This window comes from Roseovarius atlanticus (assembly GCF_019802205.1).
GTDB classification, from domain to species: Bacteria; Pseudomonadota; Alphaproteobacteria; order Rhodobacterales; family Rhodobacteraceae; genus Roseovarius; species Roseovarius atlanticus_A.
In genome coordinates, this window is record NZ_JAHVHQ010000004.1 from 907712 (window position 1) to 931162 (window position 23451).

20 protein-coding genes are annotated in these 23451 nt (G+C 67.5%); 9 read left to right on the forward strand and 11 right to left on the reverse strand.

The features are described from left to right. Positions 1 to 22: 22 nt before the first annotated feature. The 5 genes from KUV49_RS21025 to KUV49_RS21045 form a co-directional block, all read right to left on the reverse strand. Entirely contained in the window at positions 23 to 1762 is a 1740-nt protein-coding gene (locus KUV49_RS21025; protein WP_222452836.1) for a calcium-binding protein, read from the reverse strand. A gap of 192 nt (positions 1763 to 1954) precedes the next feature. Continuing rightward, positions 1955 to 4207, reverse strand: coding sequence for a xanthine dehydrogenase family protein molybdopterin-binding subunit (locus KUV49_RS21030; RefSeq protein ID WP_222452837.1), 2253 nt, complete (start codon positions 4205 to 4207; stop codon positions 1955 to 1957). Further along, positions 4207 to 4686 carry a (2Fe-2S)-binding protein gene (locus tag KUV49_RS21035; RefSeq protein WP_222452838.1) on the reverse strand — a complete coding sequence of 160 codons (480 nt, stop codon included), beginning with the start codon at positions 4684 to 4686 and terminating at the stop codon, positions 4207 to 4209. Before KUV49_RS21035 ends, KUV49_RS21030 begins: the two co-directional genes overlap by 1 nt. A 6-nt stretch (positions 4687 to 4692) precedes the next feature. Beyond that, the gene (locus KUV49_RS21040) at positions 4693 to 5550 is read right to left on the reverse strand and encodes an FAD binding domain-containing protein (protein WP_222452839.1); all 858 of its coding nucleotides are present in this window, start codon (positions 5548 to 5550) and stop codon (positions 4693 to 4695) included. A 153-nt stretch (positions 5551 to 5703) separates the two neighbouring features. Beyond that, complete coding sequence (locus KUV49_RS21045) at positions 5704 to 6552, reverse strand: LysR substrate-binding domain-containing protein (protein ID WP_222452840.1); 849 nt, start codon at positions 6550 to 6552, stop codon at positions 5704 to 5706. 125 nt (positions 6553 to 6677) lie between these two features. Here KUV49_RS21045 and KUV49_RS21050 point away from each other — a divergent pair, with 125 nt between their 5' ends. The 3 genes from KUV49_RS21050 (at position 6678) to KUV49_RS21060 (ending at position 10030) form a co-directional block, all read left to right on the forward strand. Next, positions 6678 to 7832, forward strand: coding sequence for an aromatic ring-hydroxylating oxygenase subunit alpha (locus KUV49_RS21050; RefSeq protein WP_222452841.1), 1155 nt, complete (start codon positions 6678 to 6680; stop codon positions 7830 to 7832). Continuing rightward, positions 7829 to 9019, forward strand: coding sequence for an aminomethyltransferase family protein (locus tag KUV49_RS21055; RefSeq protein WP_222452842.1), 1191 nt, complete (start codon positions 7829 to 7831; stop codon positions 9017 to 9019). Before KUV49_RS21050 ends, KUV49_RS21055 begins: the two co-directional genes overlap by 4 nt. A 114-nt stretch (positions 9020 to 9133) precedes the next feature. Further along, a complete protein-coding gene (locus tag KUV49_RS21060) occupies positions 9134 to 10030 on the forward strand; it encodes a DMT family transporter (protein ID WP_222452843.1) in 897 nt (298 codons plus the stop codon). Here KUV49_RS21060 and KUV49_RS21065 read toward each other — a convergent pair whose 3' ends face one another. Next, positions 10031 to 10798, reverse strand: a complete 768-nt coding sequence (locus KUV49_RS21065) for an SDR family NAD(P)-dependent oxidoreductase (RefSeq protein ID WP_261391647.1) — start codon at positions 10796 to 10798, stop codon at positions 10031 to 10033. After that, on the reverse strand, positions 10795 to 11580 hold the full coding sequence (locus KUV49_RS21070; protein WP_315901781.1) for an MBL fold metallo-hydrolase: 786 nt from the start codon (positions 11578 to 11580) through the stop codon (positions 10795 to 10797). The genes KUV49_RS21065 and KUV49_RS21070 overlap by 4 nt, the downstream gene beginning before the upstream one ends. A 171-nt stretch (positions 11581 to 11751) precedes the next feature. Here KUV49_RS21070 and KUV49_RS21075 point away from each other — a divergent pair, with 171 nt between their 5' ends. The 3 genes from KUV49_RS21075 to KUV49_RS21085 all read left to right on the forward strand — a co-directional run bounded on the left by KUV49_RS21075 (position 11752) and on the right by KUV49_RS21085 (position 15902). Continuing rightward, a complete protein-coding gene (locus tag KUV49_RS21075) occupies positions 11752 to 12684 on the forward strand; it encodes an ABC transporter substrate-binding protein (RefSeq protein ID WP_222452846.1) in 933 nt (310 codons plus the stop codon). Between the two features lie 75 nt (positions 12685 to 12759). Continuing rightward, the gene (locus KUV49_RS21080) at positions 12760 to 13842 is read left to right on the forward strand and encodes a glycine betaine/L-proline ABC transporter ATP-binding protein (RefSeq protein ID WP_222452847.1); all 1083 of its coding nucleotides are present in this window, start codon (positions 12760 to 12762) and stop codon (positions 13840 to 13842) included. After that, positions 13839 to 15902 carry an ABC transporter permease subunit gene (locus tag KUV49_RS21085; protein WP_222452848.1) on the forward strand — a complete coding sequence of 688 codons (2064 nt, stop codon included), beginning with the start codon at positions 13839 to 13841 and terminating at the stop codon, positions 15900 to 15902. The genes KUV49_RS21080 and KUV49_RS21085 overlap by 4 nt, the downstream gene beginning before the upstream one ends. A 37-nt stretch (positions 15903 to 15939) precedes the next feature. On the opposite strand, the gene bchO is transcribed toward KUV49_RS21085, so the two are convergent. From bchO to crtA, 4 genes are read right to left on the reverse strand one after another with little or no spacing between them, the layout of a single operon-like run. Then, a complete protein-coding gene (gene bchO, locus KUV49_RS21090; RefSeq protein ID WP_222452849.1) occupies positions 15940 to 16803 on the reverse strand; it encodes an alpha/beta fold hydrolase BchO in 864 nt (287 codons plus the stop codon). Positions 16804 to 16808: 5 nt separating this feature from the next. Further along, complete coding sequence (locus KUV49_RS21095; RefSeq protein WP_222452850.1) at positions 16809 to 18479, reverse strand: magnesium chelatase subunit D; 1671 nt, start codon at positions 18477 to 18479, stop codon at positions 16809 to 16811. Continuing rightward, on the reverse strand, positions 18476 to 19480 hold the full coding sequence (gene bchI / locus KUV49_RS21100) for a magnesium chelatase ATPase subunit I (RefSeq protein WP_222452851.1): 1005 nt from the start codon (positions 19478 to 19480) through the stop codon (positions 18476 to 18478). The genes KUV49_RS21095 and bchI overlap by 4 nt, the downstream gene beginning before the upstream one ends. Then, a complete protein-coding gene (crtA, locus tag KUV49_RS21105) occupies positions 19477 to 20229 on the reverse strand; it encodes a spheroidene monooxygenase (RefSeq protein WP_222452852.1) in 753 nt (250 codons plus the stop codon). The genes bchI and crtA overlap by 4 nt, the downstream gene beginning before the upstream one ends. 102 nt (positions 20230 to 20331) lie before the next feature. Between crtA and KUV49_RS21110 the strand changes: the two genes are divergently transcribed. The 3 genes from KUV49_RS21110 to tspO are packed head-to-tail and all read left to right on the forward strand — an operon-like array spanning position 20332 to position 23413. Further along, on the forward strand, positions 20332 to 21885 hold the full coding sequence (locus KUV49_RS21110; protein WP_222452853.1) for a phytoene desaturase: 1554 nt from the start codon (positions 20332 to 20334) through the stop codon (positions 21883 to 21885). Next, on the forward strand, positions 21882 to 22940 hold the full coding sequence (gene crtB / locus KUV49_RS21115) for a 15-cis-phytoene synthase (protein ID WP_222452854.1): 1059 nt from the start codon (positions 21882 to 21884) through the stop codon (positions 22938 to 22940). Before KUV49_RS21110 ends, crtB begins: the two co-directional genes overlap by 4 nt. Further along, positions 22937 to 23413, forward strand: coding sequence for a tryptophan-rich sensory protein TspO (tspO, locus tag KUV49_RS21120; RefSeq protein ID WP_222452855.1), 477 nt, complete (start codon positions 22937 to 22939; stop codon positions 23411 to 23413). Before crtB ends, tspO begins: the two co-directional genes overlap by 4 nt. The last annotated feature ends 38 nt before the right edge of the window (positions 23414 to 23451 follow it).

Sequence of the window (23451 nt, forward strand, 5' to 3'; positions counted from 1 at the left end):
GCGGGGCGCCATTCGGTGCATGTCAGATGAACTCGATGTAGCTGTCGCTCCAGGTGGCGGCCCCGCCTTCGATGGAGAGCAGGCCGGCGTCGCCTTCGAATTCGATATGGACGCTGGTGCCGACGATGGTCGAGGTGAACGCGACCGGATCGTCCTGGAACGTGTCGATCAGGATGCGGTCGTGCGCGGCGTCGAAGCTGCGGATGACGTCGGTGCCGAAATCGCCCCCGTGGGTGAAGACGAACTCGTCGGCCTCGCCCCGGCGTCCGATCAGCCAGTCGTCGCCGGTGCCGCCGTTCATGCGGGTCGTGCCGCCAAGGGTGAGGTCTTCGCCCAGGCGGGCGTCGATCGTGTCGTTGCCGGCGCCGCCATCCACGAGGTTGTTGCCGCCCCAGACATAGATACTGTCGTCGCCGCCTCCGCCGTAGATGATATCCAGCGAGGCTTGGGCGCTTTTCGTGCTGCCGCTGTCGCGGTCGCCGCCCTGGATGATGTCGGCCCCGGCGCCGCCGAAGACCAGGTTGTTGCCGCCCTCGATGTAGATGAAATCCTCGCCGTCGCCGCCCTGGACGATGTCGTCGTTGAAGCCGGTGGAATAGTATGTGTCGTCGCCGCCGCCGAGATCGGTTTCGGTCGGTGCGGGAGGCAGGTCCGGATCCGGGGAAACGTACGATGTGCTGAGCCAGACGAAATCGTCGCCGTTGCCCGAGTGGACCGTGTCGCTGCCGTTGGTCGAGCGGATGTAGTCGTTTCCGTCGCCCGATGTCACCAGGTCGTTGCCCGCGCCGGAATGGATGGTGTTGTCGCCGTCACTGGCAAAGATACTGTCATCCAGCGTGGGAGTGTAACGGCTGAGCCCTTCCAAGAAACCATCGGGCGGATCGGTGGCGTGGATCAGGTCATCGCCGAAGCCGCCATGGATCACGTCCTGGCCCGAGCCGGAATAGATCGTGTCGTTGCCGGTGCCGCCGTCGGCGGTGTCGTTGCCCGAGCCGGTGTAGATATAGTCGTTGCCCGCCCCGCCATAGGCCACGTCGTCGTAACCGTAGAGACCGTCGCCGGGATTGGGGCCTTCGCCGCCGATGATCCAGTCGTCGCCGGCGCCGCCGTCGAGCGTGTCGTTGCCGTAACCGCCGTGGAGGAAATCGTTATCTCGGCCGCCCAGGATCCGGTCGTTGCCGTCGCCGCCGAAGATATTGTCGTCGCCGCTGTTGCCGTGCAACTCGTCGCTGCCGTCGTCACCGGAAAGGTGGTCGTTTCCGGAGCCGCCCTTGATGGTGTCGCGGCTGTCGCCGCCATTCACGGTGTCATTGCCGGCGCCACCGAGGATGAAATCGAACCCCGTGCCGCCCTCGATGCTGTCATGGCCGCCGCCGGCCTCGATGCGGTCGCTGCCTGCGCCGCCGAAAATGGTGTCGGCCCCGGCCGCGCCGATGATCTTGTCCCGGCCGGTGCCGCCGTCGATCAAATCGCCGTCGTCGCCGGCGAAGATGAGGTCCTCGCCCGCGCCGCCGAAGAGCACGTTGGAGCCGACATCGGCACCGCCGGGAAGACCGCCGTATATGACGTCGTCGCCATCCCCGCCATCGACGATATCGGAGCCATAGCCGCCGAGAATGGTGTCCTCGCCGTCCATGCCGAGGAGGTAGTCGTTTCCGTCATTTCCGAAGAGGTAGTCGTCGCCGCCGAAGGCATAGACGGTGTCGTCGCCTTTGCCGAAGCCGAGCAGATCGTCGATTCCGGTGAGGTAATGCGTTGGCATCGGGGCGTCTCCCATTTCTTTCAACAAGTGGCGGGAGTGGGTCGGCGATGCGTGGGGGAAGGTTCAATCGGCGGCGGGTTGCGGCGGCAAATGGGGTGCGTGCGGCATTGTGCGGGTGGAGGCGCGTGGGTTTTCACCCACCCTACGGGTTTCAGAGAGGCCCCGGAGCTGGTCCGGGGCCTGGTCCCGGGATTACTTGTCGTGCATCGCCTTGAGCACCTTGGGCGGCGACATGGGCAGGTCGGTCATGCGCACGCCGGCCGCCGCGGAGACCGCGTTGGCGATGGCCGCGAGGGGCGGCACGATGGAGGTTTCGCCAACGCCGCGCACGCCGTAGGGGTGGCCGGGGTTGGGGATTTCCAGGATGACCGTGTCAATCATCGGCAGGTCCGAGGCGACGGGAATGCGGTAATCGAGGAAGCCCGCGTTCTGGAGCGTACCGTCCTCGCCGTAGATGTATTCCTCGTTGAGCGCCCAGCCGATGCCCTGCGTCGCGCCGCCCTGGAACTGGCCTTCGACATAGGCCGGGTGGACGGCCTTGCCGGCGTCCTGGAAGACCGTGTAGCGCAGGATTTTCACGGCGCCGGTGTCGGGGTCGACCTCGGTATCGACCATGTGGGTGGCGAAGGAGACGCCTGCGCCTTCGGGGTTGGCCTCGTGGTGGCCGGCAATCGGCCCGCCGGTATTGGAGGCGATGGCGGCGATCTCGGCCAGGGTCATGGGATCGTGCGAGCCGGCGTTGTGGCCGGTGGGGTGCACCGCGCCGTCACGCCATTCCACCGCGTCCTCGTCGATGTCCCAGAGCTTGGCCACGCGGCGGCACATCTCGCGCTTGGCGGCGCGGGCGGCCTCGATGGTGGCGAGGCCCACGGCGAAGGTCACGCGGGAGCCGTCGGTGACCTCGTTTTGACCGAGGCTGCCGGTGTCGGCCACGATGGTGCGGACCTTGTTGTAGGGGATACCCAGTTCCTCGGCCGCCATCATCGACATGGACGCGCGGGAGCCGCCGATATCGGGGTTGCCCTCGGACACGGTGACGGTGCCGTCGGGCGTGATGTTGAGCGTCACGCAGGTGTCGCCGCCGAAGTTGAACCAGAAGCCGCAGGCGACGCCGCGGCCCTGGTTGGGACCCAAGGGGGCTGTCCAGTGCGGGTGATCCTTGGCGGTGCGCAGGGTCGCCTCGAGCCCGATGGCGGGGTAGGTGGGGCCATAGGAGGCCTTGGTGCCTTCGCGCGCGGCGTTTTTCAGGCGCACCTCGAGCGGGTCGAGGCCGAGGCCCTTGGCCAGCTCGTCGATGGCGGATTCCACCGCGAAGGCGGCCATGGGCGCGCCGGGAGCGCGGTAGGCGGCCTGTTTGGGGCGGTTGGTGACCACGTCCCAGCCGACGGTCTTGACGTTTTCCAGGTCATAGGGCGCGAAGGCCGACATGGAGCCCATTTCGACCGGCGAGCCGGGATAGGCGCCGCCCTGGTAGCGCAGTTCGGCGAAACCGGCGGTGATGCGGCCGTCCTTCGTCATGCCGATGCGGATATCGACCGAGGACGAGGCCGTAGGGCCGGTGGCGCGCAGCACCTCGGAGCGGGTCATCACCATCTTGACGGGCCGCGAGGATTTGCGGGCCAGCATCAGCGCCACGGGTTCGAGGAAGACCGCCGTCTTGCCGCCGAAACCGCCGCCGATCTCGGACGCGGTGACGCGCAGCTGGCCCTGGTCCATGCCGAGGATCGCGGCGCAGGTGTTGCGGACCATGTAATGGCCTTGGGTGCAGCACCAGAGGTCGGCCTGGCCGTCCTGGCTCATCTGGGCGAGGCAGGCATGGGGTTCGATATAGCCCTGGTGCGTGGCCTCGGTGCGGTAGGACCGCTCGATGACCTCGTCGGCCTCGGCCAGACCCTTGTCGGTGTCGCCGTGGCCGAACTCGTAGCGGGCCATGATGTTGGGCGAGGCCCCTTCGGGCACGGATTCGTCGGCGCGGCCCTCGTGCAGGACGGGGGCGCCGTCGGCGATGGCGCGGTCGACGTCCGTCACGTGGTCAAGCACCTCGTAGTCGATCTTGATCGCCTTCAGCGCCTTCTTGGCAATGTGGCCCGAGCTGGCGGCGACGGCGGCGACGGCGTGACCGTCATAGAGTGCCTTTTCCCCGGCCATGCAGTTGTCGAGGATGTCGAAGACAGCGTCGCCGGGTTCGATATTCGCGAAGTCGGCGCGGGTGACGACGGCATGGACGCCCTCGATGGCCTCGGCCGCCGACGTGTCGATGGACTTGATCCGGGCATGGGCGTGCGGGCTGCGCAGCACCTTGCCGATCAGCATCCCCGGCGCGGTGATGTCGGCGCCGAAGCGGGCCTTGCCGGTGACCTTGTCGATGCCGTCGGGGCGCAGGGGGCGCGTGCCGACGATCTTGAACTCTTGCGTGTCGAGGACCTGTTTGCTGTCGAGTGCCATCAGGATGCCTTTCTGAGGTCGGCGGCCGTGTCGAGCACGGCGCGGATGATCTTGTCATAGCCCGTGCAGCGGCAGAGATTGCCGGCGAGCCAGTAGCGGGCTTCTTCCTCGGTCGGGTCGGGGTTTTTCTCCAGGAGCGACTTGGCGGCGACCAGGATGCCCGGGGTGCAGATGCCGCATTGCAGGGCGGCGTGTTCGATGAACTTCTGTTGCAGCGGGTGCAGCTGATCGCCCTCGGCCATGCCTTCGATGGTCTCGATCTTCGCGCCTTCAGCCTCGGCCCCCAGCATGAGGCAGGAGCAGACGAGGCGGCCGTTGACGGTGACCGAGCAGGCGCCGCAATCGCCGGTGCCGCAGCCTTCCTTGGAGCCGGTCATTCCGAGCCGGTCGCGCAGGACGTCCAGAAGGGTTTCATCGGGCGCGCAGAGATATTCCGTGGGGTCGCCGTTGATGGTGGTGGTGACGTGGATGTTGCTCATGTCTGCTTATCCTTCTGCGCGGGTCTTGGCGATGGCGGCGGCGCGGCGGGCGAGCACGCCGGCCACATGCGTGCGGAACTCGACCGTGCCGCGCTTGTCGGCGATGGGGGAGGCGGCCTCGGAGCAGGCCTTGGCCAGTGCATCCATCGCGGCGTCGTCGAGTTTCGTGCCGATGAGGGCCTCGGCGGCGGCGTCGACCACCATGACCTTGGGACCGACGGCGCCGAGAGAAACGCGGGCGGCGGTGCAGGTGCCGCTGTCGTCCAGTGTGAGGGACACGCCGCAGCCGACCACCGCGATATCCATTTCCGTGCGCGGGATGAAGCGCAGGTAGGCGTCGCCCGAGCGGTCGGGCTTGGCCGGCAGAAAGATGGAGGCGACGAATTCGCCCTTTTCCAGAGAGGTCTTGCCGGGGCCGGTGGGGATGTCCTCGACCGCGACGTCGCGGGTGCCGTTCGGACCGGCGACGCGGGCCATGGCGCGGACGGCGACCATGGCGGGAACGCTGTCGGCGGCGGGGGAGGCGTTGCAGAGGTTGCCGGCCAGCGTGCAGCGGCCCTGGATCTGGGTGGAGCCGATGAGGTCCGAGGCCTCGCAGACGCCGGGGTAGGCGGCCTTGAGCTCGGCATGTTCGTTCATTTCCGCCGAGGAGACCGCGGCGCCGATGCGCCAGCCGCCGTCTTCGGGGGTGATCTGGCGCAGGTCCTCGATGCGCTTGATGTCGAGGATGCTGTCGGGTTCGGCATCGCCGGAGCGCAGGCGGACGAGCAGGTCGGTGCCGCCGGCGAGCACGCGGCAGTCGCCGGGATCGCCGCTGAGGAGCTGGATGGCGTCATCCAGCGTGGTTGGCGCGAGGTAGCGCATGGGGGAACCTCTTGGCTAGGGGTGAGTCTGGTTTTCCGGGACAGTTAAACAGGCGGCGCGGGGCTTGCCAAGGTGGTGCGGTCCGCGCGGTCGGATTCGCGAATTTATCTCATGAAAAGGCCGGGGATGCGGGAGAAAATTGCACAGGCCGCGTCAGGTGTCGGCGTAAAGCAGGCTGTGGGCGAGGTGCCGTGCTGTGGGTTCGGCCCCGTCGCGCAGGATGAGGTAGTAGCCGAAAGGCGTGGTGACCGCGTGGTCGATGGGGCGCACGAGGCGGCCGGTGGTCAGGTCATCGGCAAGCTGGCCCTCCCATGCCAGCGCCACGCCGAGACCCGCGCGGGCGGCATCCAGCTGGGCCATGTAGCTGTTGGTGCGCATGAGCGTGGTGGCGCGGGTGGGGTCGAGCCCTGCCTCGGTCAGCCAGATGCCCCAGTTCATCCAGTTCCAGTGGACATAGTCGAGGTCGATGAGCGGGGCGGAGAGCAGGTCTTCGGGGGTGCGCAGCGGCGTGTGCGAGAAAAAACCCGGGGTGCAGACCGGAAAGACCGCGTCGGCAAAGAGACGGGTGGCGGTGAAGCCGGGCCAGTCGCCCGCGCCGTGCAGGAGGGCGATGTCGGCGGTCAGAAGCTCGGATTCGGTGTCGGAGGCGAGAAGGTCGAGCATGAGCGGCGGGCTGTCCGCGAGGGCGGAGGCCAAGCGCGGGGTGAGCCAGAGCTGGGCCATGGAGGTGTCGGCGGCGAGGCGCACGCGGGGGCGGTCGTCGCGCTGTCGAAGCGCGCGGGTGGCTGCCGTCATGTGCTGGAGGGCAGCGCGGACGCCAATGAGCAGGTCCCGGCCCTCGGGGGTGAGGGTGATGCTGCGGTGGCCGCGCGTGAAGAGTTGCGTGTCGAGCAGAGACTCGAGCTTGCGGACGCGCTGGGAGATGGCGGATTGGGTGACGGAAAGTTCTGAGGCGGCGCGGGTGAAGCTGCCGAGGCGGGCAGCGGCCTCGAACGGTTCCATCAGGTCGAGCGGAGGGAGGTGCGGTTTTGGCATAAGTCAGGCTTGGGCAAATTCATGAGAAAAGAGCGTTTGCCATGATCCTCGGTAATGGGTGACACTGTCAACAGCCAGCAAAGGAGTGCGCCATGACCTTGCAGACGTTGAACCTGATGCCCGGGGACAAGCCGTTCCGGGCCGATCCGAAAAATTCCTATACCTTGCCCGCGCGGTTCTATCACGACGCCGAGATCTGGGCGGCGGAGAAGGACGCGATCTTCTACAAGACCTGGTACTATGCCGGGCATGTCAGCCAGGTGGCGGAGCCGGGGCAGTTTCTGACCGTGAAGATCCACGAGCAGAACGTTTTTGTGGCGCGCAGCAGGACGGGTGAGCTGAACGCGTTTTTCAATGTGTGTCCGCACCGGGGGCATGAGCTGGTCAGCGGGACCGGCAAGAAGAACATCATCACCTGCCCCTATCACGCCTGGGCGTTCGACTTTGACGGCAATCTGCGGTCGGCGCGGAATACCGAGAATGTCGAGGGGTTCCGCAAGGAGGAGTTTTCGCTGAAGCCGGTGAAGGTGGAGGTGTTCTGCGGGCTTGTCCTCGTCAATCTGGATGAAAGTGCGATGCCTTTCGCCGAACAGATGGGCGAATTGGAGCGTGAGATCCGGCATTATGTGCCTTCGGTCGACGATTTGCAGTTCGCGCAGCGCGACACCTACGAGGTGGAGGCGAACTGGAAGGTGCTGATGGACAACTTCCTGGAGTGCTATCACTGCGCGCCCGCGCACCACGATTTCGTCGACCTGGTGGACATGGACAGTTATCGCACGATCACCTGCGGGCTGTATTCGAGCCAGTGCGCGGGGCAGCCGCGGACGATGAACGCGCGGGCCTACACCTTCGAGGCGGGCGACGTGGATTTCGGCTATGCGGGCTGGTTCGTCTGGCCAAACTTCACCATCTGGGCCTATCCGGGCGAGGCGAACCTGTCGGTGCTGCAGATGAACCCGACGGCGCCGGAGCACTGCGTCGAGTACCAGGATTGGTTCGTGAAGGACGGGAAAGTCACCGAGCAGCTGCGCGATGCGATCAACTATCAGAAGGACGTGTTGCAGCCCGAGGATATCGGATTGTGCGAGAGCGTGCAGAAGGGGCTGAAGTCCAGCGGGTACAACCAGGGGCGTTTCGTCGTGGACGAGGGGCTGACCGAGCTGAGCGAACACGCGGTGCACCATTTCCAGAAGCTGGTGGCGGGCGCGCTGGGCGCGCGGCTGGATCCGGAGGCAGGGGAATGATGGTTTCGAGCGACGGGCAGACGCGGGACTTGATCACCACGCGGCCCGGGGCGGGCTGGGATTTCAACCTGCGCCGCCATGCGTATCACGCGATCGAGGCGAAACATGGCCCGCATTACTGCGTCTATAACCGGCGGCTGATGTGCGTCTGCATGGACGATCTGCCGACGGACGAAGGCTATTGGCTGCTGCGCACCAAGGCGGCGTGCCTGCATACCGGCGAATGGCCGCTGGAGTTCTGGGGGGCGGATGCGGAAAAGCTGATGAACCTCTTGTTCGTCAACGATATTTCCAAGGTGAAGGTCGGGCGGTGTGGGTACGGGATTGCCTGTTACGACGATGGTGGCCTGATCGTGGACGGGGTCTTCGTGCGGCTGGCCGAGGATCGGTTCTGGTACGCGCAGGCGGACGGGGATTTCGTGAACTGGGCGCGAGCGCATGCGAAGGGGATGGATGTGGAGATCCTGGACCCGGAGGTGAATGTGAGCCAGGTGCAAGGCCCGCTGTCGATGGAGGTTCTGAAGGATGCGGCGAAGGATGGCATACCGGAGCCGTTCGGCTATTTTGGCAGCGCCTGGGTGGAGTTCGGCGGGCAGACCGTTCTGATCACCCGGACGGGTTACACCAACGAGCTGGGCTGGGAGTTCTATACCGAGCCGCATCACGATGCCGGGGCCCTGTGGGCGCATCTGGAAAAGGCGGGGGCGCCCTACGGGATGCGGATGTTCGGGCTGGATTCGATGAATATCCGCCGGATCGAGGCGGGGATCCTGAACGCCAATTCGGATTTCGACGCCAGCACCACGCCTTACGATGTGGGGCTGGGCGGGTTCGTGGCCATGGACAAGGGCGATTTCATCGGCAAGGCCGCGCTGGAGAAAGCCGACAAGGGCCAGCGCCTGCACGGGATTGTCTGCCCCGATGGCGAGCCGCGGGTGAATGGGCGCGTGGAGTGGAACGGCAAGAGCGCAGGTCGTGTCACGGCGGGGGCGGTCTCGCCCTATCTGGGGCACGGGATCGGCTATGCGCTGATGGACAGTGCCGAGGCCGGGCCGGGCACGGAACTGATGGTCGAGGGCCGGGACGGCAGGATGTATGCCGCGACGCTGGGCGAGACGCCGCTTTACGACAAGGCTTGCGAGATCCCGCGCGGCAAGCTGGTGGATATCCCGGACCGGGCGGCCTGAGCCGGCATTCGCGGCAGGGGGCGGTACGAATGCGAAGGCGGGGCAGCGATGCCTTGCCTTTGTGCCATGCAGGTGCCTGACTGGGGGCCGGAACACGAGAAGAGGAGGCGCGCCTTGGCCGAGGGCAACAACAGGGCCGTCCTGACGGGACTTTTCGCGGGGCTGTGCTGGGGCATTTTCTGGTTGCCGCTGCGGATGATCGAGCAGGCGGGGCTGGATGCGCCCTGGGCGATGGTGGTGTTCCTGACGCTGCCCGCGCTGCTGAGCCTGCCGGCGGTCTGGGTGTTGCGCGCGGACTATGCGCAAGGGCTGCGGCCGCTACTGGGGGGCATCCTGGCCGGGGTGGCCTTTGCGCTTTACGCCGCAGGCCTGCTTTATACCGACGTCGTGCGCGCGGTGCTCTTGTTCTACATGACGCCGATCTGGGGGTTCCTGCTGGGCTGGGTGTTCCTGGGCGACCGGATGACGTGGTTTCGGTGGCTGTCGATCCTTGTGGGGCTTGTCGGGCTGGTGGTGATCTTTGCCGACGACACCGGCCTGCCGTTGCCGCGCAACGCGGGCGACTGGTTCGGGCTGATCTCGGGGATGTTCTGGGCCGTGGGCTGTACGCTGATCCTGACGGAACGGCGGGTGCGTATCCTGACCCATGCGGTGAACTTTCTGCTGGTGGGGGCGGTCGTGGCGCTGCTGGTGGCGGGGATCGCCACGGTGCAGGGGATGGCGCGCGCGCCGGACTGGCCCGAGGTGGCGGGCCTGATGTGGTGGTTCGGGCCGGTGGCGGTGATCCTGATCCTGCCCAGCTCGTTCGCCACGATCTATGCGCCGTCGCGGCTGAACCCCGGGCTGGTGGGGCTGTTGTTCATGACCGAGGTGGCGGTGGCGACGGTGACGGCGGCGATTTGGGCCGGGGAGCGGTTCGGCCTGCGCGAAGCGGTGGGCCTGCCGCTGATCCTGTCGGCGGGGCTGATCGAGCCGGCGGTCATGGCGTGGCGGGCGCGGCGGCTGGCCTGATTACCAGTGCGCGCCGGCGTTGATCTGGATGTCTTCCATGGTCAGGCCGGGGGCGGCATCTGAGCAGAGAAAGGCGATGATGGCTGCAACCTCGTCGGGTTGGACGAGGCGGTTCTGGGGGTTGGCGCGGGCCAGGGTCGCGATCTCTTCGGCCTGGGTGGTGCCGTTCTGGGTGGCGATGGTGGCCGCCGAGTCGCGCAGCATCTCGGTTTCAACCCAGGTCGGGCTGACCGTGGTGCAGGTGACGCCGTGCGGCGCGCCTTCCAACGCCACGGCGCGGGAGAGGCCGAGCACGCCGGACTTGGAGGCGCAATAGGCGGGGTGGTCGGCGACGGCGGTATGCGCGGCGGTCGAGGCGATGTTGACGATCCGGCCCCAGCCCGATGCCATCATGTCGGGCAGACACGCGTGGATCATCAGGAAGGTGCCGGTGAGGTTGGTCTCTATCACGTCGTCCCAGGCGTCGAGGTCATGGTCGGAGACCGTCTGGTGCCGGGTGACGCCGGCGGCGTTGACCAGGATCTGCGGCGTGCCGAACTGGTTTTTCACCGAAGCGCAGAAGGCCGCGACCGAGCCGCGCTGGCGCACGTCGAGCGGGGCGACGAAGACGTCCTTACCGACGGTGTCGCAGGCCATGTCCTGAAGCGATCGGTCGTCGCCGCGCCGGGCGCCGATGGCGATGGTGTGCCCGGCTTCATGCAGCAGGCGGGCGGCGGCGAGGCCGATGCCCGCCAGCCCGCCGGTGACGATGGCCGTGCGTTGCGTCAATGCGGTCTGCTCCTTGCGATCATGTCGGCGAGCCATGCGTCGGCGTCGCCCAGACGGCGGCCACCGTCGCGGTATTCGTCGAGGATTTCAATCAGCTTGTCGCGTCCGAAGGATTTGAAGTGCCCGGCATGGACGGTGGTGACATCGAGCTCGCGCAGGCGGGCGTGGGACTCGGCCAGCACCTCGGGGTCGGAATGGTCCATGTCGTCGATGAGATCGCCGTCATAGACCACGTCGCCGCTGAAGAGGAGGCCGGTTGCGGACTCGTGGAGCGCGATGGAGCCGGGGCTGTGGCCGGGCAGATGGAAGACCGTGAAGGCGCGGTCGCCAAGGTCGATCACGTCGCCTTCGTCCAAAAGGGCGGAGAGCGGCGCGGGTGTCACGGTGTAATGCTCGTGCGAGAAGCCCGCGTAAGGCAGGGCGGTGAAGGTTTCGGCCCGGACGAAGCCGGCGTCGGCATAGGTGTTGGACTTGGTGGGGTTGGCGATGAGGTCGGATTCTGCCGTGTGACCGCAGCGGTGGTCGAACTCGTGCAACCCGCCCGAATGGTCGAAATGCGTATGGGTGACGATGGCGCTGAGCGGGCGCTCGGTCAGCTGCGCCAGCTCGCGCGTCATGGGGCGCAGGCCCATGCCGGTGTCGATCACCAGATCGCGGTCGCGTCCTTGGATATGCCAGATATTGCAGCGCAACCATGGCGCGACATGCGGCTCCCATATGAGGGTGACACCATCCCCCATATCCTTGGTCTGAAACCATTTTTCAGCAACTTTCAACGGCACGGCATCCTCCCTTACACAATGCTCATGAAATCGGCAGCCGCGCCGCGGACGCCTGATATCAGCCTTGTTTTTATTAACTCTCCGGTCAACAAACATTTCTGCTTGGGTCCACGGTGCGGACGTCGCATGATGGCGGCCATGATCTGCATCAATAAAAACGGGGAGAGAACGATGAAGATGAATTCTGTCTTGTGGGCGGCGAGCCTGTCACTGGCCGGGGCCGGGATGGCGCAGGCCGAAACGGTGCGCATTCCGATCAACGAATGGACGGGGCAGCATATTTCGGCGCATATCACCGGCACGCTGCTGGAAAAGGCCGGGCATGAGGTGGAATACGTGACCGCGGGCGCGGTGCCGCAATTCGCGGCCATCGCCAATGGCGATCTGCACCTGCAGCCCGAGGTCTGGACCAACAACGTGGGCGACATCTATCCCAAGGCGGTGGAGTCGGGCGACATCACCGTGGTGGGGCAGCTGGGCCTGCAACCGCAGGAAGGCTGGATCTATCCGCCCTACATGAAGGAAAAGTGCCCCGGCCTGCCGGATTACGAGGCGCTTTACGACTGCGCGCAGGCCTTTGCGGCCGCCGACACCTTTCCCAAGGGCCGGCTGATCACCTATCCCGCCGACTGGGGTACCCGGTCGAAGGACGTGGTGGCGATGATCGACATCCCGTTCGAGCCGGTGGCGGGCGGATCGGAAGGCGCGATGATCGCCGAGCTGAAGTCGGCCGCGGCGACGCAGGAGCCGATCCTGATGATGTTCTGGCAGCCGCACTGGCTGTTTGCCGACATGGAGATGGAATGGGTCGCGTGGGACCCTGCCGAAGGGGAATGCATCGAGGAAGAAGGCCAGGAGCGCGGCAAGGCCTGCGGCTTCCAGCAGGCCTCGATCGACAAGATCATCAATGCCGAGTTTGCCGAGGCGAACCCCGGCGTGGCGGCAGTGTTCGAGCAGATCTCGATCGACAACGAAGTGCAGAACGCGCTGATGCTGGAGATCGACCAGAAGGGGCGTGACCTGGAAGAGGTCGTGGCCGAATGGATCGACGCCAACGAGGCGACGTGGGCCCCCTGGGTCGAGGCCGGCAAGGCCGCGCAGTAAGGTGTGCATGGGCGCATCGGAGAGGCCGGGGGTCGTGACGCCCGGCCTTTTCGTATCAGGGGGGACTGGGTCAGCATGAGCGACACGCGCGAGGGCGATGGCGCCGGGACGGACCAGCCGAGGCTGTCCTGCCGCCACATCTGGAAAGTCTACGGCAAGAAACCGGAGCAGTATTTTCCCGGCGGCCAGCCGGCGGAAGAGACGCCGGCGCTGGCCGGGCGCATCCGCGAGGATGGCGCGATACCTGCCGCCGCCGATGTGAGCTTTGACGTGGCGGTGGGCGAGATTTTCGTGATCATGGGCCTGTCGGGGTCGGGCAAGTCGACGGTGGTGCGCTGCCTGTCGCGGCTGGTGGAGCCGACGCATGGTGAAATCCTGCTGGATGGCGAGGACCTGCGCGCGAAATCCGACAAGGAGATGATCGAGGTGCGCCGCCACCAGATCGGCATGGTGTTCCAGAATTTCGGCCTGATGCCGCATCTGAGCGTGTGGGAGAACATCGCCTTTCCGCTGAGCCTGCAGGGCGCGGCGCAGGACCATACCCGCGAGCGGGTGGGCAAGGTGATCGACCTGGTGGGGCTGGAAGGGCGCGAGAAAAGCTATCCGCACCAGTTGTCGGGGGGGCAGCAGCAGCGGGTCGGTATTGCCCGGTCGCTGGCGGTGGACCCGGACCTGTGGCTGCTGGACGAGCCGTTCTCGGCGCTCGACCCGCTGATCCGGCGGCAGATGCAGGACGAGTTCCTGCGCATCCAGAACGATCTGCACAAGTCGATCGTGTTCATCACGCATGATTTCCTGGAGGCGCTGCGGGTGGCGGACCGGATGATGATCATGCGCGGCGGGCGCGTGGTGCAGACCGGCACGCCGGCCGAGCTGATCACCAACCCGGCGGACGATTACGTGGCCGAGTTCACCAACGATGTGCCGATGGTGCGCGTGCTGCGGGCCCACGAGGTGACGGACCCCGACGCCGGATCCGCCGAGGGGCGCGAGCGGGTTTCGGGCGACGTGTCGGTCGAGGCTCTGTTGCCGATGCTGTCGGCGCATCCCGAGGGCCTCGCGGTGGAGCAGGGCGGCACGGTGACGGGCGTCGTCACGGCGCAGAGCGTGGTCCGGGCACTGGCGCGGCTGTCGGAACAGGAGGAGGCCCCGGCATGAGCGGGGACCGCACCCATTGGGCCTGGTTCGCGCTGATCGGCCTGACGCTGGTGGCGCTGGGCTTCCGCGACCGGCTGGGCTGGTTGATGGAGTTTCCCGAGGCCTGGGAATGGCCCATGACCGACTGGCTGAACACCGGCATGGACTGGGTGGTAGACACCGCGGGTCCGGCGTTTCGCGCGTTCTCGGACCTGATGGATTACCCGATGTCCTGGGTGCGCGGCCTGTTGCACTGGATGCCCTGGGCGTTGACGGTGGGGCTGTTGGTGATCGCGTCCTTCGTGGTGTCGGGCTGGAAGTTGGCCGTGTTCACGTTTCTGGCGATGTTCTACATGGTCGTGATCGGGTACTGGCACGAGTCGATGAACTCTCTGGCGCTGGTCATGGTGTCGGTGCCGCTGGCGGTGGCGATCGGGTTCTGCGTGGGGACCTGGGCGTTCTATTCCGACAGGGCCGAGCGGGTGATCACGCCCACGATGGACACGTTGCAGACGATCCCGGTCTTTGCCTACCTGTTGCCGATCCTGCTGCTCTTTGGTTTCGGCCCGGTGGTGGGGCTGATCGCCTCGGTCCTCTACGCGGTGCCGCCGATGGTGCGGAACACGACGCTGGGCCTTGCCCGGGTCGACGAGGAAGTGATCGAGGCGGGCATGATGGCGGGGGCCACGGCGGGCCAGATGTTCTGGCGCGTGCGGGTGCCGAGCGCGCTGCGCCAGATCCTGCTGGGGGTGAACCAGACGATGATGGCTGCCTTTTCGATGATCATCATCGCGTCGATCATCGGCGGCACGTCCGATATCGGCTGGGAAGTGCTAACCCATATCCGCAAGGCGAACGTGGCCGAGGCGATACTGGCGGGCGTGGTGATCGCGCTGATGGCGATGGTGATGGACCGGATCACGGCGCGGGCCGCGATGGGGCGGTCGCCGGACGCAGGCGAGGACGAGAGTTTCGTCGCGCGCTACCGTTACTGGATCGTGGCGGCGGTGTTCACGGGCGTGATGCTGGTTCTGGCGCGGGTGTTTCCGTTCCTGCAGGAGTATCCGCGGGCCTGGGAAGTCTATCCGGCGGACGCGATGAACGATGCGTTCAACTGGCTGCTGGTGGAATACGCGGGCGCGATCAAGGCGATCAAGACGACGGCGCTGTTTTACCTGATGCTGCCGGTGAAGATGGGGCTGGAGCAGACGATCAGCCCGTTTTCCTGGGGGTTCGAGTTCACCATGCCGATGAAGATCGGGTACGCCGTGGCGATGGCGGCGCTGGCCGGGTGGCTCCTGCTGCGGCGCCGGGTGCGGGCGGCCATCGGTGTCGCGCTGTTGGCGATCCTGCTGTATTTCGGGATCACGGGGCTGCCGTGGCTGTCGATTGCCGGCGTGATGGTGTTGCTGGCATGGCAGGCGGGCGGGCGGCGCCTGGCGATTGGCACGGGCGTGGGCCTGGCCTTCCTGATGGTGGCGGGCGTCTGGCCCGAGGCGACGATTTCGTTCTACCTGTGTGGGCTGGCGGTGGCGCTGTCGTTCCTGATCGGCACGACGCTGGGCGTGATCGCGTCCGAGAACGACGCGGTGTCGGCCTTTCTGCGCCCGATCAGCGACACGTTGCAGACCATGCCGCTGTTCGTGATCCTGATCCCCTTCGTGATGTTCTTCAAGCTGGGGGATTTCACCGCGCTGCTGGCGATCATGGCCTATGCCATCGTGCCCGCCATCCGCTATGCCGAGCACGGGCTGCGCGGGGTCAGCCCGGAGGTGATCGAGGCCGCGAAGGCGTGCGGGTCGAGTCGGTGGCAGATGCTGTGGCGGGTGCGGTTGCCGCTGGCGTTGCCGCAATTGCTGCTGGGGCTCAACCAGACGATCATGTTCGGGGTGGCGATGCTGGTGATCACGGCGCTGGTGGGGACGAGCGACCTGGGGCAGGAGATCTATATCGGCCTCAACAACGGGGATTTCGGTGTGGGGATGATCGCGGGCATCGCGATGGCGACGCTGGCGATGATCGCGGACCGGATGACGCGGGGGTACAGCCGGAAGGGGCAAAAGGCGCTGGGGCAGGGGTGAGGCCAAAAGCTTTGAGAAAGCTTTTGGCAAATCTTTTCTAAAAAGATTTGCCCTGCAGCCAATCCAGCATGATGTCGCAAAGGCGGTCGGGGTCTTCCTCGTGGGCGAGGTGGCCGAGACCCTCCAGCGTGATCCGTTCGGCATGGGGCAGACGTGCGGCGGCGCGGTCCGAGACCTCGGGCGACACCGCCGTGTCGCGGTCGCCGGTGAGCAGCAGAACCGGGCTTTCAATGTCTGGCAGGCGATCGAGCAGGGCGTCGGTGCTCCACCGGGACATCATCTGAAGTGTGCCGTCCACATGGGCGCGGTCGGCGAGCAGGCGGCTGTAATAGGCAAGCCCCTCTTCGGAGAGCGTGGAGCCGGTGGCGCGGATCACGTTGCGGGCGCGACCCGGGCGCGCGCCGCCGGCCGAGAAGGCGATGGCGGTGAGCGGGTTCAGCGCCAGCAGCTTGGCCAGCATAGGAAAGAGCCAGCCCGCCATGCCCTCGAACCGATCGAGCGCGGCGTTCAGGCCGATCACGGCGGGGGGGGCGGGCAGGCGTGTTGCCAGGTCGAGCGCCACGGCGGCGCCGGCGGAATGGCCGATGAGGGCCTGCGGCCGCCAGTCCTCATGCGCACAGAGGGCGGCGATATCTTCGGCGGTGGTGGCGAGACCGAGGCGCGAGACGCTGCCCGCGCGGGTGAAGCCGTGGCCGGGCAGGTCGAGGGCGACGACATGGTGGTTTTCCGAGAGGCGGGGAATGAGGTCGCGCCAGGTGTGGGTGCTGGCACCGGCGCCGTGCAGCAAGAGGAGCGTGGGGCCGGTGCCCCATTCCTGCACATGCCAGTCATGCGGGCGGTGGCGGACGCGGCGCGCCGCGTCGGCATGGGGCCAGTCCGGCAGGTCGCGGGCCCAGTCCATGCGCCTTACGCCTCGAGCGCCGTGGTGACGGCGGTGCTTATACCGTGGGCATCGGCGCGGGGCAGGGCAAGGTAGCGCGCGCCAAGGGTGGCGGCGACGGTGCGGGCCGCGTCGGTGGGGCGGTTCGAGGTGTCGACGAGGACGCCGGAGAGGCCCTGTTGGCGCAGGCTGGATGCGAGGCGGGTGGCGTCGTCGTTTGCGGCAGCGCGGTCCGGCTCGCCGGAGAGGGGGACGTTGGCGCGGCCGTCGGTCAGCAGGACCAGCATGGGCGTGAGGCCGCGGCCACGGGCGAGGTGCGCCAGGTCGCCGGCGGCCATCAGGCCAGAGGCGAGGGGCGTGCCGCCGCCGCCGGGCAGCGAGGCGAGGCGGCGCTTGGCCTGTACCAGCGAGCGGGTGGGTGGCAGGAGCGTTTCGGTGCCCGTGCCGCGAAAGGCCAGCAGGGCCACCTGGTCGCGGCGGGCATAGGCCTGGGCCAGCATGAGTTCAACCGCGCCTTTCGCTTCGGCCAGCCGGGCGACGGCGGCGGAACCGGACGCGTCGACGGTGAAGATCAGCAGGCGGTCGGAGCGGTCCTCGAACCGCTTGATACGGATGTCCGACGGCAGGATCAGAAGCGCGCGGTCGGCGTTGCGCCCGGTGCGGCGAAGGGTTTGCCAGGGGGCGGCGGCGCGCAGGGTCGCGATGGGGTCGATCCGCGCCTGGGCGGAAGGGCGGCCGGGGCGCGACGGCAGAGGGCGGCCCCGGCGGTTGCCGCGGCGGCGGTCGCCCGCGCCGCTGCCCGCCGCATTGGCAGGGCGGGTGGATTTGGCGGCGAGGCGGTCGAGGATGTCGGGTGGAAGGAGCGCGGCGATGGCGGAGACGAGGATGTCGTCGGGCAGATCGGTGAGGGACTGATCGCCGTTTTCCTCCGCGTTGTCGGACTGGTCCGCTTCGGGCGCGTCGGGTGGCGTTTCGTCCTCGGCCTCGGCGGGCATCATGGTGGCGCGGGAGGGGTAGACGAGTTCGGCGGCTTCCTGAAGGTGATCCTCGGTTATGGTCATCTCGGCATCGAGCGCGGCGAGGGCGCGGGCGGCGCGCAGGGCGAGGCTGGGCGCGCGCAGGCTGTGGATGCCGAAGCGGGCGGCGAGGGTGACGAGCTGGGGCAGGGCGTCGGCGGGGACCTGAACGCGGGACAGGCGCTTGCGGGCGGCGTCGAGATCGGCGGCGGCAGGCAGGCGGACGGGGGTGGCGGCCTCGGGCGGCTCGATATGGAAGGCGAGGCGGTCGAGCAGGGCTTGCGGCGCGCCTTCTTCCGCGCTGGCGGCCTCGTCGAGCAGGATGAGGGCGTGGCCGTGATCGGCGTCGAGCAGCTGCGCGAGGCGGGCGGCGAGGCCGGAGGGGGTGCGCTCGGCCATTGTGAGGACGAGCGTGGAGGACTGGTCGGCGAGGCCCGCGTCGCGGATCGGGCGGCCTTCGGCCAGCGAGGCGGCGATGTTGAGGCCGCCGAAGAGCTGATCGTCGGTGATGGCGGGGTGAATGCGGTGCTGGGGCCCTGGCAGCTTGCCCAGGGTGGTCTCGAACGCCTGCCGGGCGGGACCCATGCGGGCGCGGAACGTGAGGCCCTTGAGGCCGCCGGGATCGACCGCGAGCGCCGCGAGGGCGCGCTGGGTGCGGGCGGTGTCGGCGCCGGTTGTCATCCGAAGGTTTCGGCGACGGTGCGGGTGACGCGGGTGGTGGAGCCTGCCTCGTCCAGCGGGTCGCGGCGCAGGCGGTGGCTGAGTGCCAGGGGCGCGACGGCGGTGAGGTGATCGCGGGAGATGGCCTTGTCGCCTTGATAGGCGGCGAGGGCGCGGGCGGCGCGGAGCAGGGTCAGCTCGCCGCGCAGGCCGTCGGCGCCGAGGGCCACAGCGAGGGTTGCGCAGTCGCGCAGGATGGCATCTGTCGCCTCGAGTTCGCGGAGTGCTTTGCGGCCGGCGAGGATGGCCTTGCGGATTTTGGCGTCCTCGGGCTGCCACTTGGCGGTGAAGCCTTCGCGGTCCATGTCGAAGGCATCGCGGCGACGGACGACCTCGATGCGTTCGTCGATATCCGTGGGGGAGGCGACTTCGACCGAGAGGCCGAAGCGGTCGAGAAGCTGCGGGCGCAGCTCGCCCTCTTCGGGGTTGCCGGAGCCCACCAGAACGAAGCGGGCGGGGTGGCGGATGGAGAGGCCCTCGCGCTCGACCGCATTGATGCCGGACTGGGCGACGTCGAGCAGCAGATCGACGATGTGATCCTCGAGCAGGTTGACCTCGTCGATATAGAGATAGCCGCGGTTGGCGCGGGCCAGAAGGCCCGGTTCGAACGCCTTTTCGCCACGGGTGAGCGCGCGTTCGATGTCGAGCGCGCCGGTGACGCGGTCTTCGGTGACGCCCAGGGGCAGGTCGACGACGGGGGTGGGGCGTTCCACCAGATCGGTGTCGGGCACGGTGGCCCAGTCGGGGCAGTCCTCGGGGCGCTCGGAATTGACCGGGCAGCCCTTGACGGCGGAGATGGGCGGCAAAAGGGCGGCGAGCGCGCGGACGGCGGTGGACTTGCCGGTGCCACGGTCGCCGAAGACCAGAACCCCGCCCAGACCCGGGTCGATGGCCGTCAGGATCAACGCCTGTTTCATGGTGTCCTGTCCGACGATGGCGGAGAACGGAAAGGCGAGGCTCATGCGCCGACCCCCAGGTGCTGAAGTGGTTTGGCGCCCTGCCATGTGCCGCGCTCGGCGACGACGTTGAACCGGGCGTAGAGTTCTTCGCGGAACCAGTCGCCGTCGCGGACGGCCCTGATGGCGCGGGCGTGGGGGCCGTCGTGGCGAGCGAAGGCGGCCATGCGCGCGGTGTCGGGCCAGACCGAGAAGGTGACCTGGTGCAAAAGCGGCACCTCGCCGATGCCGATCTTGAAGGCGACGTTGGGATCGGTGCCGATGACGGCGCTGATGTCGGGCACGCGGCGCCAGAACCGGAGCGCGACGAGGGGCCTGATCGTGGCACGGGTGAGGGCGGCGACGGGGCCGGTGTCTGTCGATCCATCGGGTTCGAAAGGGGTCGTGCCGGACCATGCACCGCGCACGGAGGTGGTCTGCATGAAGAGAGTATAGCATTCCACCGCGCGGCGGGCGTAGCGGCGGAAGATCGGCGCCTCGGCGGTCTGCCGTTGCGCGGTGGCAAGGTCGGGCCAGGTGGCGAGAATGGCGTAGACGCCGGTGTTGGGTTTCGGCGTGAAGCCTTCGCCGGTGCCGGAGCCGCACAGCTTCCAGAAACCGATGCCGGGGACGCGGGCCAGCGCGGGGCGGGCAAGGCCCATCATCGCGAAGGCCCAGAGCCGCGAAAGCCCCGGTGCAAAACGGAAAAAGCTGAGGCTGACGATTTGGATGACCCTGTCCCCCTTCGGCCAATGCGTGCGTGTCGGCAGTCCCATTCATGCCAATCGCGACGTCCCGGTTGTCCCGCGCGTACGGGCACCATAAAAGAACTTCAGCGGGTGATTGTCAACTTAACTTGACACATGTAGGCTGGATGAATGTTGACACATCTGGACCCCGCACTTCGTGAGCAGGCCGAGAAGGCGCTGAGGCCGCACGCGGTGGTGATCGGAGCGGGGCTGGGCGGCCTGGCCTCGGCGATGCGGCTGGGCGCGAAGGGGTATCGCGTGACGGTGCTGGACCGGCTGGACGGTCCCGGCGGGCGCGGGTCGAGCCTGTGGCGCGAGGGACATCGGTTCGACCTGGGGCCGACCATCGTGACGGTGCCGCAGGTGTTCGAAGAATTGTGGGCGGCCTGCGGGCGGCGGTTTCGCGATGACGTGGATCTGCGCCCGCTGGACCCGTTCTACGAGATTTGCTGGCCCGATGGGAGCACGTTCACCGCGCGGCAGGATACCGATGCGATGCGGGCCGAGGTGGCGCGGCTGAGCCCCGGCGACGCGAAAGGCTACGAGCGGTTCCTGAAGGACAGCGAGCGGCGCTATGCGTTCGGGTTCGAGGACCTGGGGCGGCGGCCGATGCACCGGCTGCGCGACCTGGCGAAGGCGTTGCCCGGCTTCGGGGTGCTGCGGGCGGACAGGTCGGTCTATGCCCATGCGGCGAAGCGGTTCAGGGACGAACGGCTGCGCATGGCGTTCTCGTTCCACCCGCTGTTCATCGGGGGCGATCCGTTCAACGTGACGTCGATGTATATACTCGTCAGTCACCTGGAAAAGGAATTCGGCGTGCATTACGCGATGGGCGGTGTCGATGCCATCGCACGCGCCATGGCGGATGTCGTGGCCGGTCAGGGCGGGCTGGTGCGGCAGGGCGCGGAGGTGGACGAGATCGTGGTGCGCGACGGGCGCGCGGCGGGTGTGCGCTTGACGGGCGGCGAGGTTGTCGAAGCGGATGTGATTGTGTCGAATGCCGATGCGGGGCACACCTATGACACTCTGATGCGCAACGTGAAAAAGCGGCGCTGGACCGGGCCGAAGCTGAAGCGGTCGCGCTGGTCGATGGGGCTGTTCGTTTGGTATTTCGGCACGAAGGGCACGCGTGGGAAATGGGCGGATGCGGGGCATCACACGATCCTGAACGGGCCGCGTTACAGGGGGCTGGTCGAGGATATCTTTCTGAAAGGCAAGCTGGCTGAGGACATGAGCCTTTACGTGCATCGGCCCACGGTGACCGACCCGAGTGCCGCGCCGGAGGGGGATGACACGTTCTATGCGCTGAGCCCGGTGCCGCATCTGGGGTTCGATGACCCGGTCGATTGGGGCACGATGGCGGAGACCTATCGCCGGAAGGTGCAGGCGGTGCTGGAAGGGCAGTTGCTGCCGGGGCTGGGCGATCACCTGACTGCCTCGGAAGTGTTCACGCCCGAGACGTTCCGGGACAGGTACCTGAGCCCGCATGGATCGGGCTTTTCGCTGGAGCCGCGTATTTTTCAGAGCGCCTGGTTCCGGCCCCATAACGTGAGCGAGGAGGTTGCGGGGCTGTACCTTGTCGGCGCGGGCACACATCCCGGGGCGGGGCTGCCGGGCGTGGTGTCGAGCGCCGAGGTTCTGGGCAAGCTGGTGCCGGATGCGGACGAGGTGCGGGTGAGATGAGACTGACGCGCACGGAAGCCGCCGACATGGCGCATTGCCGCGAGGCGATCCGGGATGGGTCGCGGTCGTTCCACGCGGCCTCGAAACTGTTGCCGCGGCGCGTGCGCGATCCGGCGCTGGCGCTTTACGCGTTCTGCCGGCTGGCGGATGACTCGGTCGATCTGCATTCCGAGAAGGCCGAGGCGGTGGCGCGGCTGCACGACCGGCTGGACCTGGCCTATCGCGGGGTGCCGCGGAATGCGCCCGCCGACCGGGCCTTTGCCGCCATGGTGGCGCGGTTCGACATGCCGCGCGAATTGCCCGAGGCGCTTCTGGAGGGGCTGGCCTGGGACGCGGAGGGGCGGCGGTATGACAGCCTGTCGGACCTGCGCGCCTATTCGGCGCGCGTGGCCTCGGCGGTGGGTGCGATGATGTGCGTTCTGATGGACATGCGCGAGGCCGACGGGCTGGCGCGGGCCTGTGATCTGGGCGTGGCGATGCAGCTGACGAACATTGCCCGCGACGTGGGCGAGGATGCCCGCGAGGGGCGGCTGTACCTGCCGCGCGACTGGATGGAGGACGAGGGGCTGGACGAGGCGGCGTTTCTGGCCAGCCCGCAGATGTCGCCGGCCCTGCACCGGGTGATCGCGCGGCTGTTGCGCGAGGCCGACGGGCTTTATGCCCGGTCCGAGGCGGGGGTGGCGACGCTGCCCGTGAGCGCCCGGCCGGGGATCTTCGCGGCGCGGTATATCTATGCCGGGATCGGGCGGCAGTTGCGGCGGTTGGGGCACGATTCCATCGCGCACCGCGCGCGGACCACGGGCGCGCAGAAGCTGGGCTGGCTGATCCTGGCGAGCCTGCGGGCGGGCGGCACGATGGTGATGCCGCGCTCGGCCGTGCTGCACGCGCGGCCCTTGCCCGAGGTGGCCTACCTGGTGGAGGCGGCGGCGGAGCCAAGGGCACCGGGGCGCGACTGGAGCGAGGCGCTGTGTTCCACCATGGCGACGCTGAAGGCGCGGGACCGGGACGATCGGACCTTGCCGGTCTCGGGGAGGCACGCTAGATCGAGATCATGATCTGGCTTTGCTTTGCAATCTTTCTTGCGACCTGCTTTGCGGCGGGGGCGACGGGGGCGCTGTTCCCGCCGGGCAAATGGTACGAAGACCTCAACAAGCCGACATGGACGCCGCCGAACTGGCTGTTTCCGGTGGCGTGGACGACGCTCTACCTGCTGATGGCGGGGGCGGGCGCGCGGGCGGCCGTGAGTCCCGACAATTCGGTGGCGATGGCGCTCTGGGCGTTGCAGATCGCGCTGAACGGGTTGTGGACGCCGGTTTTCTTTGGCCTGCGCCGGATCCGGCTGGGGCTGGTGGTGCTGGTTTTCCTGTGGATCGCGGTGTTCTGGGGCACGATCGAGCTGTGGCAAGTGGATTGGCTGGCCGGGCTGATGTTCGTGCCCTACCTCGCCTGGGTGAGCGTGGCCGGGGCGCTGAACATGTCGGTGATGCGGCTCAATCCCGAGGTGGTGCGGGCCGAGGCGCGGCGCTGATCCTCGCTGCGCGCATGGAACCCGGTCAATGGCTGCAC

Bases quoted from the DNA above. Each gene is read 5' to 3' on its own strand.
- KUV49_RS21025 (WP_222452836.1), bottom strand. From the start codon at position 1,762: ATGCCAACGCATTACCTCACCGGAATCGACGATCTGCTCGGCTTCGGC.
- KUV49_RS21030 (WP_222452837.1), bottom strand. From the start codon at position 4,207: ATGGCACTCGACAGCAAACAGGTCCTCGACACGCAAGAGTTCAAGATC.
- KUV49_RS21035 (WP_222452838.1), bottom strand. From the start codon at position 4,686: ATGAGCAACATCCACGTCACCACCACCATCAACGGCGACCCCACGGAA.
- KUV49_RS21040 (WP_222452839.1), bottom strand. From the start codon at position 5,550: ATGCGCTACCTCGCGCCAACCACGCTGGATGACGCCATCCAGCTCCTC.
- KUV49_RS21045 (WP_222452840.1), bottom strand. From the start codon at position 6,552: ATGGAACCGTTCGAGGCCGCTGCCCGCCTCGGCAGCTTCACCCGCGCC.
- KUV49_RS21050 (WP_222452841.1), top strand. From the start codon at position 6,678: ATGACCTTGCAGACGTTGAACCTGATGCCCGGGGACAAGCCGTTCCGG.
- KUV49_RS21055 (WP_222452842.1), top strand. From the start codon at position 7,829: ATGATGGTTTCGAGCGACGGGCAGACGCGGGACTTGATCACCACGCGG.
- KUV49_RS21075 (WP_222452846.1), top strand. From the start codon at position 11,752: ATGAAGATGAATTCTGTCTTGTGGGCGGCGAGCCTGTCACTGGCCGGG.
- KUV49_RS21080 (WP_222452847.1), top strand. From the start codon at position 12,760: ATGAGCGACACGCGCGAGGGCGATGGCGCCGGGACGGACCAGCCGAGG.
- KUV49_RS21085 (WP_222452848.1), top strand. From the start codon at position 13,839: ATGAGCGGGGACCGCACCCATTGGGCCTGGTTCGCGCTGATCGGCCTG.
- bchO (WP_222452849.1), bottom strand. From the start codon at position 16,803: ATGGACTGGGCCCGCGACCTGCCGGACTGGCCCCATGCCGACGCGGCG.
- KUV49_RS21095 (WP_222452850.1), bottom strand. From the start codon at position 18,479: ATGACAACCGGCGCCGACACCGCCCGCACCCAGCGCGCCCTCGCGGCG.
- bchI (WP_222452851.1), bottom strand. From the start codon at position 19,480: ATGAGCCTCGCCTTTCCGTTCTCCGCCATCGTCGGACAGGACACCATG.
- crtA (WP_222452852.1), bottom strand. From the start codon at position 20,229: ATGGGACTGCCGACACGCACGCATTGGCCGAAGGGGGACAGGGTCATC.
- KUV49_RS21110 (WP_222452853.1), top strand. From the start codon at position 20,332: ATGTTGACACATCTGGACCCCGCACTTCGTGAGCAGGCCGAGAAGGCG.
- crtB (WP_222452854.1), top strand. From the start codon at position 21,882: ATGAGACTGACGCGCACGGAAGCCGCCGACATGGCGCATTGCCGCGAG.
- tspO (WP_222452855.1), top strand. From the start codon at position 22,937: ATGATCTGGCTTTGCTTTGCAATCTTTCTTGCGACCTGCTTTGCGGCG.